15 protein-coding genes, 1 pseudogene and 1 riboswitch are annotated in these 14,156 nt (G+C 39.7%); of the genes and pseudogenes, 15 read left to right on the forward strand and 1 reads right to left on the reverse strand.

Features of this window, described 5'->3' with window-relative positions:
- Positions 1-34 precede the first annotated feature (34 nt).
- Positions 35-225, forward strand: a riboswitch (cobalamin riboswitch).
- A gap of 181 nt (positions 226-406) precedes the next feature.
- The 13 genes and pseudogenes from PH210_RS03465 to PH210_RS03525 all read left to right on the forward strand — a co-directional run bounded on the left by PH210_RS03465 (position 407) and on the right by PH210_RS03525 (position 10,184).
- Positions 407-1,360: an ABC transporter substrate-binding protein gene (locus tag PH210_RS03465; protein WP_289983080.1), complete on the forward strand. Its 954-nt coding sequence runs from the start codon at positions 407-409 to the stop codon at positions 1,358-1,360.
- The gene (locus tag PH210_RS03470; RefSeq protein ID WP_289983083.1) at positions 1,326-2,387 is read left to right on the forward strand and encodes a FecCD family ABC transporter permease; all 1,062 of its coding nucleotides are present in this window, start codon (positions 1,326-1,328) and stop codon (positions 2,385-2,387) included. Before PH210_RS03465 ends, PH210_RS03470 begins: the two co-directional genes overlap by 35 nt.
- Positions 2,388-2,391: 4 nt before the next feature.
- The gene (locus PH210_RS03475) at positions 2,392-3,852 is read left to right on the forward strand and encodes an adenosylcobinamide amidohydrolase (RefSeq protein WP_289983749.1); all 1,461 of its coding nucleotides are present in this window, start codon (positions 2,392-2,394) and stop codon (positions 3,850-3,852) included.
- Positions 3,852-4,835, forward strand: a complete 984-nt coding sequence (gene cbiB, locus PH210_RS03480) for an adenosylcobinamide-phosphate synthase CbiB (RefSeq protein WP_289983084.1) — start codon at positions 3,852-3,854, stop codon at positions 4,833-4,835. Before PH210_RS03475 ends, cbiB begins: the two co-directional genes overlap by 1 nt.
- Positions 4,792-5,871, forward strand: a complete 1,080-nt coding sequence (gene cobD / locus PH210_RS03485; protein WP_289983086.1) for a threonine-phosphate decarboxylase CobD — start codon at positions 4,792-4,794, stop codon at positions 5,869-5,871. The genes cbiB and cobD overlap by 44 nt, the downstream gene beginning before the upstream one ends.
- Positions 5,850-6,425, forward strand: coding sequence for a bifunctional adenosylcobinamide kinase/adenosylcobinamide-phosphate guanylyltransferase (locus tag PH210_RS03490; RefSeq protein WP_289983088.1), 576 nt, complete (start codon positions 5,850-5,852; stop codon positions 6,423-6,425). Before cobD ends, PH210_RS03490 begins: the two co-directional genes overlap by 22 nt.
- Positions 6,422-6,568: pseudogene (locus PH210_RS03495) on the forward strand (nucleotide-binding protein); the annotation flags it as partial. The gene PH210_RS03490 and the pseudogene PH210_RS03495, both read left to right, overlap by 4 nt.
- A 62-nt stretch (positions 6,569-6,630) precedes the next feature.
- Entirely contained in the window at positions 6,631-7,422 is a 792-nt protein-coding gene (cobS, locus tag PH210_RS03500; protein WP_289983091.1) for an adenosylcobinamide-GDP ribazoletransferase, read from the forward strand.
- Positions 7,392-7,991: a histidine phosphatase family protein gene (locus tag PH210_RS03505; protein WP_289983092.1), complete on the forward strand. Its 600-nt coding sequence runs from the start codon at positions 7,392-7,394 to the stop codon at positions 7,989-7,991. Before cobS ends, PH210_RS03505 begins: the two co-directional genes overlap by 31 nt.
- Positions 7,943-8,374 (forward strand): bifunctional adenosylcobinamide kinase/adenosylcobinamide-phosphate guanylyltransferase, encoded by a 432-nt coding sequence (locus PH210_RS03510; RefSeq protein WP_289983093.1) that lies wholly within the window; start codon positions 7,943-7,945, stop codon positions 8,372-8,374. Before PH210_RS03505 ends, PH210_RS03510 begins: the two co-directional genes overlap by 49 nt.
- 13 nt (positions 8,375-8,387) lie before the next feature.
- Positions 8,388-8,972: a cob(I)yrinic acid a,c-diamide adenosyltransferase gene (locus PH210_RS03515; protein ID WP_289983094.1), complete on the forward strand. Its 585-nt coding sequence runs from the start codon at positions 8,388-8,390 to the stop codon at positions 8,970-8,972.
- The gene (locus tag PH210_RS03520) at positions 8,962-9,468 is read left to right on the forward strand and encodes an ECF transporter S component (RefSeq protein WP_289983095.1); all 507 of its coding nucleotides are present in this window, start codon (positions 8,962-8,964) and stop codon (positions 9,466-9,468) included. The genes PH210_RS03515 and PH210_RS03520 overlap by 11 nt, the downstream gene beginning before the upstream one ends.
- Positions 9,465-10,184 (forward strand): ATP-binding protein, encoded by a 720-nt coding sequence (locus PH210_RS03525; RefSeq protein WP_289983096.1) that lies wholly within the window; start codon positions 9,465-9,467, stop codon positions 10,182-10,184. The genes PH210_RS03520 and PH210_RS03525 overlap by 4 nt, the downstream gene beginning before the upstream one ends.
- 52 nt (positions 10,185-10,236) lie before the next feature.
- On the opposite strand, the gene PH210_RS03530 is transcribed toward PH210_RS03525, so the two are convergent.
- On the reverse strand, positions 10,237-12,336 hold the full coding sequence (locus PH210_RS03530; protein ID WP_289983098.1) for a transglycosylase domain-containing protein: 2,100 nt from the start codon (positions 12,334-12,336) through the stop codon (positions 10,237-10,239).
- Positions 12,337-12,498: 162 nt separating this feature from the next.
- On the opposite strand from PH210_RS03530, the gene PH210_RS03535 reads away from it, so the two are divergent.
- Together PH210_RS03535 and PH210_RS03540 are read left to right on the forward strand one after the other, a co-directional pair.
- Positions 12,499-12,765 (forward strand): phage holin, encoded by a 267-nt coding sequence (locus tag PH210_RS03535; protein ID WP_289983100.1) that lies wholly within the window; start codon positions 12,499-12,501, stop codon positions 12,763-12,765.
- A 126-nt stretch (positions 12,766-12,891) separates the two neighbouring features.
- Entirely contained in the window at positions 12,892-14,112 is a 1,221-nt protein-coding gene (locus PH210_RS03540) for an MDR family MFS transporter (protein ID WP_289983101.1), read from the forward strand.
- The last annotated feature ends 44 nt before the right edge of the window (positions 14,113-14,156 follow it).

Raw genomic sequence — 14,156 nt, forward strand, 5'->3', positions numbered from 1 at the left:
TATAAAATATTATTTATAATTTCAATTAACAAAAAATATATATTGAAATTTAGGTGTTTAAATCTTTTTAAGATGATAACTTAAAAGGGAAGTTGGTGCAAAGCCAACGCGGTCCCGCCACTGTAAATGGGAGTTTACCTATAATTAAGTCACTGTCAAATTGATGGGAAGACATAGGAAGCAATGATCATGAGCCAGGAAACCTGCCTATCTTTTAATCGCCGAAATACCTACGAGGATAGGGGGTGAAAGACAAGTCTATGCTACATATGACAGTATTTTGTTTTTCAAACCAACATCTTCCGTTAAGGGGGATGTTTTTTTGTATCAGAGGACCTATAGTTTGGCGAGAGAAAAATTTATTTTTTGTAAAATAGCTATTTATATAGTATAAAGGGGAATTAAAATGAAGAAATTATATTCGCTATTAATCGTAATTTTATTGATTTTAGGTGCTTTAGCAGGCTGTGCGGAAAAGAAAGATGAAAGTAACACAAAGGTTGAAAAAAAATCTGAGAACATTACTTTTCCCGTCACAATAAAGGATGCATTAAATAATAATGTTGTCCTCAAAAAGAAGCCTGAAAAAATTGTTTCGCTAATTCCTAGTAATACCGAGATTGTTTTTGCATTAGGCCTTGGTAAGAACGTAGTGGGTGTATCTGATTTTGATAACTATCCAGAGGAAACCGCTAAAAAAGAGAAAGTTGGCGGACAAGAGATTAATCTAGAAAAAATCATCTCCTTAAAGCCAGATGTAGTATTTGCACATGCATCCAATGCTCAAAATTCAACTGATGGGTTAAAGCAGTTAACGGATGCGGGGATTCCGGTTATCGTTGTGAATGATGCACAAAATTTTGACCAAGTATATGATTCTATTGAAATGATTGGGAAGGCAACTGGGGAGAAAAAGAAAGCTGATGAGATGATTCAAGGAATGAAAGATAAATTAGCAGAAATTAAGGCAAAGGCTGAAAAAAATAAAGTAAAGAAAAAGGTATTGGTTGAGGTATCACCTGCTCCAGAAATTTATACACCTGGTAAAAATACTTTTATGAATGAAATGCTAACGATAATTAATGCAGAAAATCTCGCTAATGATCAAGAAGGCTGGATTAAAATTGATCAAGAAGCTATGATTAAGCGAAATCCTGATGTCATTATAACTACATATGGATATTATGTGAAAAATCCAGCTGAACAAGTGTTAACCAGAAAAGGCTGGGAAAATGTCAAAGCAGTTAAAAATAAACAAGTAATCGATGTTGATTCTGATCGCGTTACACGTCCAGGACCAAGGATTGTTGAAGGAGTAGAGGACCTTGCAAAGGCTATCTATCCAGAAGTTTTTAAATAATAAGGTATTCGCCTATGTGGCGGCAGGCATTTTCCTTATTTTTTCCATGTTATTAGGAATATCAATTGGCACCGTTTCTGTACCGGTGCCTGCCATTATTAAAATTATCAGCGCGAAATTCTTGGGATTTATTTCACTTGATTCAGTGGATCCAATGTATACAAGCATTGTTATCAACATTCGCCTGCCTCGAGTGTTATTATCCGGTCTTGTAGGAGCTGCTCTTGCGATAGCAGGGGCGGCTTTTCAAGGTCTGTTAAGAAACCCGCTGGCAGATCCATATACACTGGGTGTATCATCTGGAGCCTCTGTGGGCGCGGTCCTTACCCTTTTTTTCCAAATTTCACTTCCATTTATCGGCCCATTCACACTCCCATTGCTTAGTATCGTTTTTTCCTTTATTACCATTTTCTTGGTGATAACATTTGCCCGTAAAATTGAGCGCTCAATGAGAGTGGAAACAATCATTCTAACGGGGATTATTTTCAGTTCATTTCTGGGAGCTATAATTTCTCTAATGATTGCGCTTACCGGAGATGAGCTAAGACTGATTATAGGCTGGCTTCTTGGAAGTGTATCGATGAGAGGCTGGGAATACATAAAAATCATTTTGCCATTTTTCATTCTCGGTTCAGTAATCCTTATATTAAATGGAAGAGAGTTAAATTCCATGTCCTTTGGGGAAGAGAGAGCCCGGCACTTAGGTGTAAATGTGTATAAGAGAAAGCTGATTATCTTGTCGGCAGGTTCTATTTTAACAGGAGCTGCGGTGGCTGTATCGGGAACAATTGGCTTTGTTGGGCTAGTTATCCCACATCTTTCGAGGCTGCTATGGGGGCCTGATCATAAACATCTCCTTCCTTTATCTATTATTACAGGAAGCGGATTTTTAATTTTAGCCGACCTTGTTTCAAGAATCGTAATTTCTCCGACTGAACTTCCGATTGGAGTCATTACAGCCTTAATCGGTGCACCCGTATTCGCAATAATCCTATTACAACGAAAAAGGATAGAAAGAAGTGGTTAAAAGAATGCTCAGCGTCCAACAGGTTACAGGTGGTTACTCGGGCGAAGCCGTTTTAAAAGATATTTCTTTTGAAGTCAAACAAGGGGAATTGTTTGGGATATTAGGACCAAATGGGAGCGGAAAAACGACACTTTTGAAAATGCTAAGTGGTATTTTACCGATACAGAATGGCCGGATTCAGATAAAAGAAAAATTGCTGCAGGACTACAAGCCAAAGCAGCTGGCCAAAATTATCGCGGTCCTTTCACAGCACTCCTCTCAATCGTTTGCGTATTCGGTAAAAGAAACAGTTTCTCTTGGCCGATATGCTCATCAAAAGGGATTGTTTCAAACATGGAGTACGCAGGATGAAGAAATAGTTCAAAAAGTTATGAAGCAGGTTGGTATATCCTCGTTTCAACATAAAAATATTCAGGAATTATCGGGCGGTGAGAAGCAAAGGGTTTTCCTTGCACAAGCGCTGGCTCAGGAGCCGGAAATCCTTCTTTTAGATGAACCGACGAACCACTTGGATTTATCTTATCAAAAGGAATTACTTGACCATTTAAAACAATGGACAGCACAAAACAGATTGACCGTCATTTCTATTTTTCATGATTTAAATCTTGCGGGACTTTATTGTGATCGCTTACTGTTGCTTGAAAAAGGTACCATTAATATCGATCATATTCCAAATGAAGTACTTAGGGAAGAACGGATTATGGATGTATATCATACAAATATCCAAAAACACCCGCATCCAAAAGTGGCTGCACCGCAAATGGTTTTATTACCTGAAGTTATTAAACAGGAAAACATTGAAATAAATGAAGATATGGTACATGTTACATGTGATTATATCGAGCTTAAATCCCCCATTCCATTAAGAACAATGTCCTCGGGCGTTATAGGATCAGGAACTGGGTGGCACCAGACTTTTGTGAACCGGCATGTTGATAAAAACTACAACTGTGATGATCATCGATTGGAAATGGCGGCTTTCTTACGATCAAAAGGATTTGAGCCATCCGAAACCGTAGGTATGATGACTGCTGTAATATTGGAAGACGTCGTATACCAACAACTAAAACTGGATGAATTCTCCATATTTGTACTTGTCACAGCAGGGGTTGGCAATGCGGTTGATGCATCTAGAAGTGATAGGCATACGGTTGAAGTGGTGCCTGGCACGATCAATACATGGATTTTTGTAAATGGAGAGCTGACAGAGGAAGCTTATATTCAAGGAATTATGACCGCTACCGAAGCAAAAGCAAAGGCCTTGCATGATTTAGAGGTTATCGATCAAGTTACTGGCACGATTGCTACAGGGACATCGACCGATAGTATTCTTATTGCCGCTACTCAAAATGGAAAGTTATTGGAGTTTGCCGGAACCATTACTCCTTTAGGGCAACTTATTAGTAAAGCGGTATATCAGTGTACCGTAGAAGCGATTCAAAAGTCCTGTAAGAGGAAACCATGATGATTATATATCATTTAATATCGATAACCATTGCTTATATCATTGACTTACTTATAGGTGATCCTCCACGGTGGCCGCACCCCGTTCGATGGATTGGTTCGATGATTTCGTTTATTGAAGTGAGATTGAATAATGGAGAATCCAAAAAATTAAAAGGGGTTATCATGCTCCTTTTTGTGTTATTCATATCCTTTATTGTTTGCTTGTTAATAGTGTTAATAGGTTACAAGATTCACCCCATTGCAGGGATTTGTATAGAAAGTATGATTATCGCAACTACAATTGCCCAAAAAAGCTTGAAGAAGGCCGCGTTGGAGGTTTATCTCCCATTAAAAAAAGGAGATTTAATGGACGCAAGAATAAAACTTTCCTATATTGTAGGCCGGGATACTGACTCATTGAATGAAGGGGAAATTGCAAGGGGAGCAATAGAGACGGTTGCCGAAAATACGAGTGATGGAGTAACAGCACCGTTGTTCTGGGCTCTAATTGGCGGTGCACCACTTGCGATCGTTTACAGGGCAACCAATACTTGCGATTCGATGGTTGGTCACGTAAATGATAAATATAAAGAATTTGGCTGGGCTTCTGCCAAATGGGATGATCTGATGAACTGGATTCCGAGCCGGATTACGGGATTCTTTATGCTGATTGCCAACCGTCCGGAACACATGAGTTTACGTATGGCTTGGGCTATATTATATCGAGATGCTAAAAAGCACCCAAGCCCAAATAGCGGCTGGGGAGAAGCTGCTGTAGCTGCCATTATAGGTATTCAACTTGGCGGTATCAACTATTACAAGGGAATGATATCAAATCGGGCAAAGATGGGGGAACCAATCCTGCCTATTCATTCAGGCCACATCATAAAGGCAAATGAAATTTTAAGTAAAACGGTCGTTTTATTTTTACTATTTTTATGGATCGGAGGGGCAGCCCTTGAATTGGCCTTCACATGGCTCAAATCCGCAGTACCTTTATAAAGCAATGGGACTTAAACACCCTGACAAACAGATTGACTTTAGCGCCAATATTAATCCACTTGGTCCGCCGCCATCTTTACAGGAAAATTGGAATAGCTTTTTTCAAAAAATAATGGTTTATCCAGATCCCTTTGCGTCCAATCTTAAGGAAAGAATAGCATGTAAAGAAGGCCTATCAGATGATTCTATTTTGATCGGGAATGGAGGTGCAGAGCTCATTTCCCTAATAGGAAGGATGATGGCTGGAAAAAAAGTATTGATAGTGGAACCGGCCTTTTCGGAATATGAAGCAGCGTGCCGGGCTAACCAGTGCGAAATCTTTTACCATCAATTAGTCGAACCAGCCTTTGAATTTAATCCTGGTGATATATTTGCAAAATTGAGGCAGGCAGATGCCTTGTTTCTATGTAACCCAAACAATCCTACAGGCGTTCAGTATTCAGCATCAACGATTCTTTCAATTATAAAGGCTGGTGAAAAGCACAATTGCTTCGTAATCTTAGATGAGGCTTTTTATGATTTTTTAATAGATTATGAATCATTGACACCTTACATAAACAGATTTTCTAACTTAATCATAATTCGTTCGATGACAAAGATGTTTGCTATCCCAGGTATTCGCTTAGGCTATATGTTGGCAAAACCTAAAGTCATTGCGGAACTAAGCTCCTTGCAGCCTCATTGGAGCATTAATGCCATTGCATTATTGGCAGGTGAAATTTGCATGCAAGAGGAATCCTTTATCGAAAGGACTAAAGACTTTATTTACAATGAACGGAAAAGGCTGTTTCATTTCCTTAAAGATCAAGAATACGAGATATCGGATTCTAGTGTTAATTTTTATTTATTGCGGGATCCTTACATTGAAAATCAGTATGAGTTATTTGAGTTCCTAATCCTAAAGGGATTTGTTCCACGACATACCTTTAACTTTCCTGGTTTGGATGGAAAATGGCTTCGCTTTGCGATTAAAGGTTCTGAAGAAAACAATCAGCTCATGGAGGTGCTGGCAGAATGGAAAAGGTCTCATCATTGATCTTTATAACAGGCGGAGTACGAAGTGGTAAAAGCAGCTTTGCAGAGAGGGTGGCAGTGGACATGGCAGAGTCCTGTGGGGGAAAGCTTCACTATCTTGCAACTGGAGTCCAATCTGATGATGAGATGAGAAAAAGGATCGTTAAGCATCAGCAAGATCGGGCAGGAGGGAAGCACCATTGGATAACGGTTGAGCAATCTGTCCAAATAGGAAAGTTAGGGAAATATTTTACCGATCGAGATATTATTTTATTAGACTGTGTCACGACTCTATTAAACAATGAGCTTTTTATAAGTGAGCGGGAATGGGATAAAAGCTTTTTAAAAAAGGTTACAGAAAATATCATCACTGGAATTATGGATATTAAAAGCCGGGCAAAAAAAACAATTGTTGTCAGCAATGAGGTTTTAAATGTGCCAGTGGACGGTAACAAACTGGTTTTCATATACGGGAAAATTCTGGGCCATATTCATCAGCAATTAGTAAAGGAAGCGGACCAGGCTTATCTTGTTGAGGCAGGTATCCCGATCCTAATGAAAGGAGTGAAAGGATGAAAGGCGTCATGATCCAGGGCACTGCTTCAGATGTTGGGAAAAGTCTCATCGTCACAGCATTGTGCCGGATACTTTCCAATGAAGGAGTAAAGGTCACCCCATTCAAATCGCAAAATATGTCTAATAATTCCTACGTTACGAAACAAATGAAAAGCCATATAAGATGGGATGTGCTGAAAAATCGAATCATGAATTGGAGTGCAAAATGATAAAAATGCTTAAAGGTTTCTTGATTAATCTACAATTTTTTACGTCTATTCCCGTCCCGTTAGAAATACCCATGGATAAGGACTATTTAAAGAAATCTGTACAATCCTTTCCCCTTTTGGGATTATTTCAGGGGGGTATTTATACTATTCTGATTTATATTTGTTTGGAATGGACCCCTTTCTCACAGCTGGCTATTGCCCTTCTGATATGGCTGGCAACTATTCTTCTGACAGGCGGAATTCATTTAGATGGCTGGATGGATGCTAGTGATGCGTTCTTTTCATATCGGGACAGCGAGAAAAGACTTGAGATTATGAAAGACCCCCGAACCGGTGCATTTGGAGTTTTATCGGTAATCATTTTATTGACCTGCCGATTTATCTTTATTTATGAAATTGCGAAGAACATCCAACTTTTATCTTACATCTTGATTATGGCAATCCCTTTTTTAAGTAAAAGTGTAATGGGTGCTCTATTGCTCACCGTTAAATCAGCCAGAAAAGAGGGATTAGGCTCTTTGTTTCAAAGTGCCGCAACACCGAAGACACTGTGGGTTTACCCTGTTTACATTGCATCATATCTGTTAGCAGTAATGGTATGGGCTCAATCAATCCAGTTATTAAGTATTTTAATAATTGTTGCTTTGGGATGTTTCTTTTTTAGCCGCTATAAATCTGAAAAATGGTTTGGTGGTATTACAGGGGATGTATTGGGAGCTGCAGTTGAAGGGACTGAGCTATTACTATGGATGACTGTGTGGTTATTGCATTATTTCGCCATGGAATGACCGAAGCAAATAGAAGAAAAGTGTATCTCGGTTGGGAGGATTCCCCTTTATGCCCAGAATCGATGCATTTTTCGACCAATAAGAGATATGAATGCTATTTTTCAAGTGATCTAAAAAGATGTCAGCATACGGCGGAAATTCTATTTCCTGATCATCCCCTTATTCTATTAAATAATTTACGAGAAATGAACTTTGGTAAATGGGAAGGGAAAACCTATGCTAACTTGAAAGAAGACAAGCACTATCAAAGCTGGTTATCAGATCCAATGGGATTTGCTCCCCCGGATGGGGAATCCTTATTGGGATTTACCAATCGAATTGGAGCCGGATGGAAACAAATTGTCAACGAAATAATGAATCAAAACCGGCATCGCGTAGCAGTAATTACCCATAGCGGGGTCATTAGAATGTTATTAACGCAATATGCGCGTGATAAGAAATCGTTTTGGGATTGGGGAGTAGAGCATGACAAAGGCTATGAACTAATTTTTGAAAAAGAGGCGTTAAGGAGGGGTCAGCGATGCACTTTGTTACAGGAGGTGCCTTTAACGGTAAAAGAGCCTGGGTAAAAAAATCCTACTTGGTGCAGGACTATGATGGCTGGATATCTGCATATGATCATCGTCCTCTCCCAGAGAAATTGGAAGATGACCAAGATTTGTTAATACTCGAAGGTATAGAAAAATGGCTGAAAGGTCTATCAGTAGAGTATGAGGCAAAGCAATGCCTTGAAATCTGGAATAGCTATTTGGACCTTTGGACTTCATGGGAAAAAGCAAAAACAGATCGGAAGATAGTTATTATTGGGACGGATATTACCAAAGGGATTGTACCTATGGAAGCGGAAAATAGGAATTGGCGTGATATTACCGGATGGGCATATCAGGATTTGGCCAAAAGGTCAGAACAAATGGACGTCATTTGGTATGGATTAAATCAAAAAATAAAGTAAAGGGGTTTAGGAAATGAGAATTTATACAAGAACAGGTGATAAAGGAAAAACAAGTATTATTGGTGGAAGGGTAGATAAGGATGACACTCGGGTAGAGGCTTATGGGACAGTGGATGAAGTAAATTGCTTCGTGGGCCAGGCGATAACAGAACTCGACTCTGAATTATTTAAGGATATTCTTCTTGATTTGGAAAAGATCCAACATGAATTATTCGATTGTGGCGGGGATCTGGCTAATGTGTCTGAGAAGCGGGAATTAAAGCTTCAAAAGGAATCGATTGAGTACTTGGAAAAGAAAATTGATGAATACATTGAAGAGGCACCTGAACTGGAACGGTTCATTTTACCAGGTGGAACCAAGCCCTCGGCATCGATTCATATTGCTAGAACGGTGACAAGGCGAGCAGAAAGATTAGTAGTGAAACTATTAAAGGCTGATTCGAAGACACCGGAGTTGGCTCTCCAATACTTAAATCGTCTGTCAGACTTTTTCTTTGCGTTAGCGAGAGTCATAAATTATCGCATGAAGGTTAAAGACGTTGAGTATGTTCGCAGTGCCATTGTGTTTAGGGAAGGGAAGCGTAAAAATGAAAAGTAATACAGCCGGTAAACGGATTACTCTGCTCGCCATGCTTACAGCCTTGTCGGTAATAGGCGCTTCGATAAAAATACCTGCAATTGTAGGGAGCGTAGCTTTGGATGTTTTCCCAGCCCTGCTGGCAGCCGCTTTATTAAGCGGCGGGGCTGGAGCTGTCGTTGCCGCATTTGGTCATTTAATATCATCCCTGCTGGCTGGTTTTCCGTTAGGGCCGCTGCATCTACTTATAGCAGGAGAGATGGCTGCGCTGGTTTGGATGTTTGGCCTAATGTATAAGTATAATAAAAAGATTTCAGCAGCGAGTCTTTTCATTGTGGGAAATGCTTTAATTGCACCAATACCTTTCATATTTTTAATGAATAAGGGTTTTTATGCGGCTATTGTCCCTTCGCTATTAATTGGCTCTGTTATTAATACAGGGATTGCTCTAATTGCGATTCCAAGTCTTTCTTCCATTGTTATATCAACCTTAACTAAAGGCGATAGAAAAGAATGAGGGATATTATTTCGCTGCCATTGGATACAGAAAACTCTTTAATTATTGCCAGTGATAACAGCGGTGCGATTGGAATGAAAGAACATGATCATGTTCAAGTTTCTTACGAATCAGTGGCCTATTATTCCTTTCGAGTAGCGGCTATGGAGTGTATGGCAGCAGGCGGTGAGCCGATGAGTGTAATCCTTCATAACTTTTGTGGAAATGAACCATGGGAAGAGCTATTAAAGGGGATACAAAAAGGGTTAACGGAAATAGGAATGAGCAAAGTTCCGATCACTGGGAGCTCGGAAAGTAATTTTGCGTTGCTGCAATCAGCCATTGGCTTGGTAGTGCTTGGGAAAAAAACAAATGCTAAAGTAACGGAACTTGTTTTTTCCTCCCGGATAAAATTTGCTGTTATTGGACAGCCATTGGTAGGGACCGAAGTTATAGAAGAGTCGGAAAAAATTGTTCCTCTTACCATTTTTCAAGAAGTATGCAAGATGGACGAGATCATGGTTTGGCCAGTCGGCTCGAAGGGAATCTTTTTTGAAATGAATCAAATGTTCTCCCAAGTAAGATTTACCCTGGAGATGGTCAGCACAGAAGTGGATATCTTTAAATCGTCTGGCCCTGCCACCTGCTTTATAGTGATGTACAATTCTAAGCAGGAAGAAAGAATAAAGAATTTAACAGGTACCTATTTCCATTCATTAAGAGTGTCGAATGTTTAGACTCCAAGTTTAACAGAGCTAATGATAAAAATAGCACGCCTCATCGGGCGTGCTATTTTCCAATTTCTTTCAGTTTTTCGACTAACGAATTTACTCCCTCACCAATTGAATATAAAACTTTATCTAAATTCTTTTTCCAGGATGGGGCTTTTTCTTTGATGGCGGCGCCGATTTTTTCCGCATTTTCATTTAATTCCTTACTGATTTTCTTTGCTTGTTCATTGATCCTTTCCCCAGTACTCGTCTTTCCTTTAAGCTGATCGTTAATTGAAGTCACCTCAAAGCTATCTTTTGGAAGGTAGCGTTGTGATTCGAGCATGATTTCTCTAAAAATTGGAACCACATTGGCTGAGCTTGAGCTCGGCAGGTAATGCTGCTGGTCTGTCTGGTCATAGCCAAGCCAAATCGCACCGACAAGGTTTGGCGTGTAGCCTACCATCCATTGATCCTTTGTTCCATTGACCGTGAAGGGAAGCTGAGTTGAGCCTGTTTTTCCGGCAATTTGCATACCAGGGATATGAGCACGCTTTCCAGTTCCCGTTTCCACCACATTTAAGAGCATCGAAGTCATCTGATTTGCAACAGATTTAGAGGTAACTTTAATCGTTTTCGGTTCTCGCTCAGCGATAATATTCCCAGTTGGACCAACAATTTTTGTAATCAAATGGCTGTCCTGCCGCTTTCCGCCATTTGGGAAAGCTGAAAAAGCATTTGCCATTTGTAAGGGTGACACGCCCTTGCTCATTCCTCCAAGGGCGATGGCTAGGTTTCGATCTTCCTTTTCAACAGGTATTCCAAACCGTTTTAAGGAATCAACCCCTTTATTTAAGCCCACTTGATCGAGCAGCCAAACGGCAGGAATATTCAACGATTCTTCCAAAGCCTTATACATCTGAACCTTGCCTTGGTAGTTTTTTGAAAAATTTTCCGGTTTGTAATTACCGAACGTCATCGGCTCATCGACAAGCTCGGATGAATAGTCATAGCCATTTTCAAGTGCAGGTGTATATACAGCAAGTGGTTTGATTGAGGACCCAGGCTGTGCCTTTAATTGAGTCGCTCGGTTAAAACCGCGAAAAACGTGTTCACCCCTTCCGCCGACAAGGGCACGGACTCCACCTGAGGCGGGGTCCATTAATACCGAACCACTTTGAACCAAAGTATTTCCGCTTCCTCTAGGGAATAATGAGCTTTTGCTATAAACTTTTTCAAGTCCCGCCTGAAGGTTCTGGTCCATTTCGGTATAGATGCGGTACCCTCTCGTTAAGATCTCATCCTGGGTTAATCCATACTTGGAAATCGCTTCATTCAAAACAGCATCGACATAATAAGGGTATTTACGGTCAACAAAGCTTCCTCCGCCATCATGAAGACGGATTTTTTCTTTTTTGGCCTGGTTATATTGAGTCGTATTGATAAACCCTAATTCCTTCATTTTGGCTAATACCACATTTCGCCGTTTCATCGAAAGGTCATAGTTTTTATACGGGTCAAGGTAATTAGGTGCGTGTAATAGCCCTGCAAGCATGGCAGCTTCACTCACGCTGATGTCCTTGATATTTTTATTGAAATATTTCTTTGAAGCGTTGCCGATTCCCCAAGCGCCGCTGCCAAAATATACTTGATTGAGGTACATTTGCAGAATTTCTTCTTTTGTATAAACCTTTTCAATTTTTACAGCTAAAAACAATTCCTCAGCTTTTCGCTTATAGGTACGTTCCGGTGATAAAAGGGCATTTTTCGTCAGCTGCTGGGTTAGCGTGCTGCCGCCCCCAGTAACCCTTCCTGCAAAAAGGTTTCCAAAAAAGGCACGAGCGATTCCTTGTACATCAAAGCCGCTATGCTTATAAAAGCGTTCATCTTCAATGGCCACTACGGCATTTGGCACATATTTTGGCAGTTCTTCAATTTTAACGCCTTGTGTTCGATTTGTTGCGACATTACTTGCCACTTTGCCGCTTTTATCATAAATAACGGTCGGCTGGCTTAAACCTTCTTTTAGGGATTGAACATTCGCCCTTGTAGCAAGCCATCCAAAATAACAAATGGTTACGAGAACCACAACAAGAATGATTAATAAAAAAATTTGAGTTAAATGTCTCTTTTTCCAAAAGCGAACGATCATTTCCCATAACGGATGTAACTTGTCCATAATGACTCCTTATCTTTTAGGGATGATTGATTTTTACTATTATAAGTTTTCTTTTGAAAAAAGACCAACAATAAGTAATTTCGTGATATTCGTGGACAACCAATTTCAGACCCAGCATATGTTATAGAAAAGCTAATTTAACATAGGAAAGGGGATGGGATGATGATTAACTGGAAGGTCCGATTTCGCAACAAAAACTGGGTAATCGCATTTATATCACAGCTAATGATTGTTGCCCAACTGGTGCTGGCTGGATTACATTCACTAGGGATTACCGATTTCCAACTATCTGACACTATTCAAAATTCAATATTGACATTAGTAAATGCCATATTTGTAATACTATCCATGCTCGGGCTCGTTCAAGATCCAACCACCAAAGGCTTTGGAGACAGTGAAAGGGCTATGAATTATAAAGATCCGAACTAACGAGAAAAGTCAGTTTCCCTGTGGGGGCTGACTTTTTTGTTTGCAGTAAAATTAGGAAAATTCTTTACAATTTCCCTCTAACATAGTTTACTAATTAAGTAAAAAATAATTTGCGAGGCCATACATATGAATAAAATAAAAATCTATATTGGGCAATTCCACCCAATTGTCTGGGTATTATTAATTGGCACGGTATTATCCAGAGGCTCAGCCTACATGACACTTCCATTTTTATCGATTTATTTATCTCGTCATATCGATCTTTCACCAATTATTATTGGGTTGACAGTCGGTATGAGCCCTTTAATGGCCACAGTGGGAGGATTCATTGGGGGCCATTTATCAGACCGGTTTGGCAGAAGGCCGATTATGCTCACTGCTTTGTTTACGTTAGCATTTGTCTATTATGGGTTTACTGTAGCAAATAGTCAGGGATGGTTCATTTTATTAAATGCCATTATTGGACTATGTACTTCCTTTTTTGAACCAACATCACAAGCACTTATGGCAGATTTGACTGATAAGAAAATTAGAATGAAGGTGTACTCTTTAAGGTATACCGCCATGAACATTGGAGCTTCAGTAGGACCTCTTGTAGGTGCCTTTTTGGCTAATCATTCTGCAAAGCTTTCGTTCGCCATTACTGGTTCAACCTACTTGGGATATGGAATCGTTCTTTTTATTTTAATGAAAAAACTCATTATTGCTAAACAATTAGAAACGAAAAAGGTTGTATCATTTGTGGATGCATTTAAGATTATCAAGACAGATAAAGCGTTAAGATACCTTTTATTTGGAATCATTTTAATTAACATTGGCTATGTCCAAATAGACTCCAATTTGCCGCAATTCTTGGAAGGGAAACTGGAAAACGGTGTAGCCATTTTTTCTGTTTTGCTTACCGTTAATGCTGTAATGGTGGTATGCTTGCAGATGCCGATCAGCCATTTTGCTGAAAAATTTAGCTTAATGCAGGCGATGGCTGCAGGTTCTTTATTTATTGCGGCAGGATTACTTGGCTTTAGCTTTATCAATGGCTGGGTGATTGCCATTATTGCAATGATTCTTCTGACGATCGGTGAAATTTTAATTTTTCCTTCTAACAGTATGATGATGGACAAATTAGCACCGGAACATTTACGTGGAACTTATTTTGGGGCTGGCCAATTCCGAAAAATTGGGAATTTCCTGGGTCCTATATTTGGGGGATTTCTCCTCAGCCATTACCATGGTCAATTCATGTTTTGGATTATTTCCATCCTTTCGCTGGGAAGTATTATTTTCTTCACTGCCGGAAACAGGACATATATCAAAACAAAAATATCCACAGTGGAAAAAACGGTGTAAACCTTATTCCTCCACATTTTTCCATTAATCTGGTAAAATAAAGA

It is taken from the genome of Paenibacillus sp. BSR1-1 (assembly GCF_030403775.1).
Taxonomy (GTDB): Bacteria; Bacillota; Bacilli; order Bacillales; family Cytobacillaceae; genus Neobacillus.

Excerpts from the sequence above, each read along its gene's own strand:
- PH210_RS03465 (WP_289983080.1), top strand. The coding sequence starts at position 407 with ATGAAGAAATTATATTCGCTATTAATCGTAATTTTATTGATTTTAGGT.
- PH210_RS03475 (WP_289983749.1), top strand. The coding sequence starts at position 2,392 with ATGCTCAGCGTCCAACAGGTTACAGGTGGTTACTCGGGCGAAGCCGTT.
- cbiB (WP_289983084.1), top strand. The coding sequence starts at position 3,852 with ATGATTATATATCATTTAATATCGATAACCATTGCTTATATCATTGAC.
- PH210_RS03490 (WP_289983088.1), top strand. The coding sequence starts at position 5,850 with ATGGAAAAGGTCTCATCATTGATCTTTATAACAGGCGGAGTACGAAGT.
- cobS (WP_289983091.1), top strand. The coding sequence starts at position 6,631 with ATGATAAAAATGCTTAAAGGTTTCTTGATTAATCTACAATTTTTTACG.
- PH210_RS03510 (WP_289983093.1), top strand. The coding sequence starts at position 7,943 with ATGCACTTTGTTACAGGAGGTGCCTTTAACGGTAAAAGAGCCTGGGTA.
- PH210_RS03515 (WP_289983094.1), top strand. The coding sequence starts at position 8,388 with ATGAGAATTTATACAAGAACAGGTGATAAAGGAAAAACAAGTATTATT.
- PH210_RS03520 (WP_289983095.1), top strand. The coding sequence starts at position 8,962 with ATGAAAAGTAATACAGCCGGTAAACGGATTACTCTGCTCGCCATGCTT.
- PH210_RS03525 (WP_289983096.1), top strand. The coding sequence starts at position 9,465 with ATGAGGGATATTATTTCGCTGCCATTGGATACAGAAAACTCTTTAATT.
- PH210_RS03530 (WP_289983098.1), bottom strand. The coding sequence starts at position 12,336 with ATGGACAAGTTACATCCGTTATGGGAAATGATCGTTCGCTTTTGGAAA.
- PH210_RS03535 (WP_289983100.1), top strand. The coding sequence starts at position 12,499 with ATGATTAACTGGAAGGTCCGATTTCGCAACAAAAACTGGGTAATCGCA.
- PH210_RS03540 (WP_289983101.1), top strand. The coding sequence starts at position 12,892 with ATGAATAAAATAAAAATCTATATTGGGCAATTCCACCCAATTGTCTGG.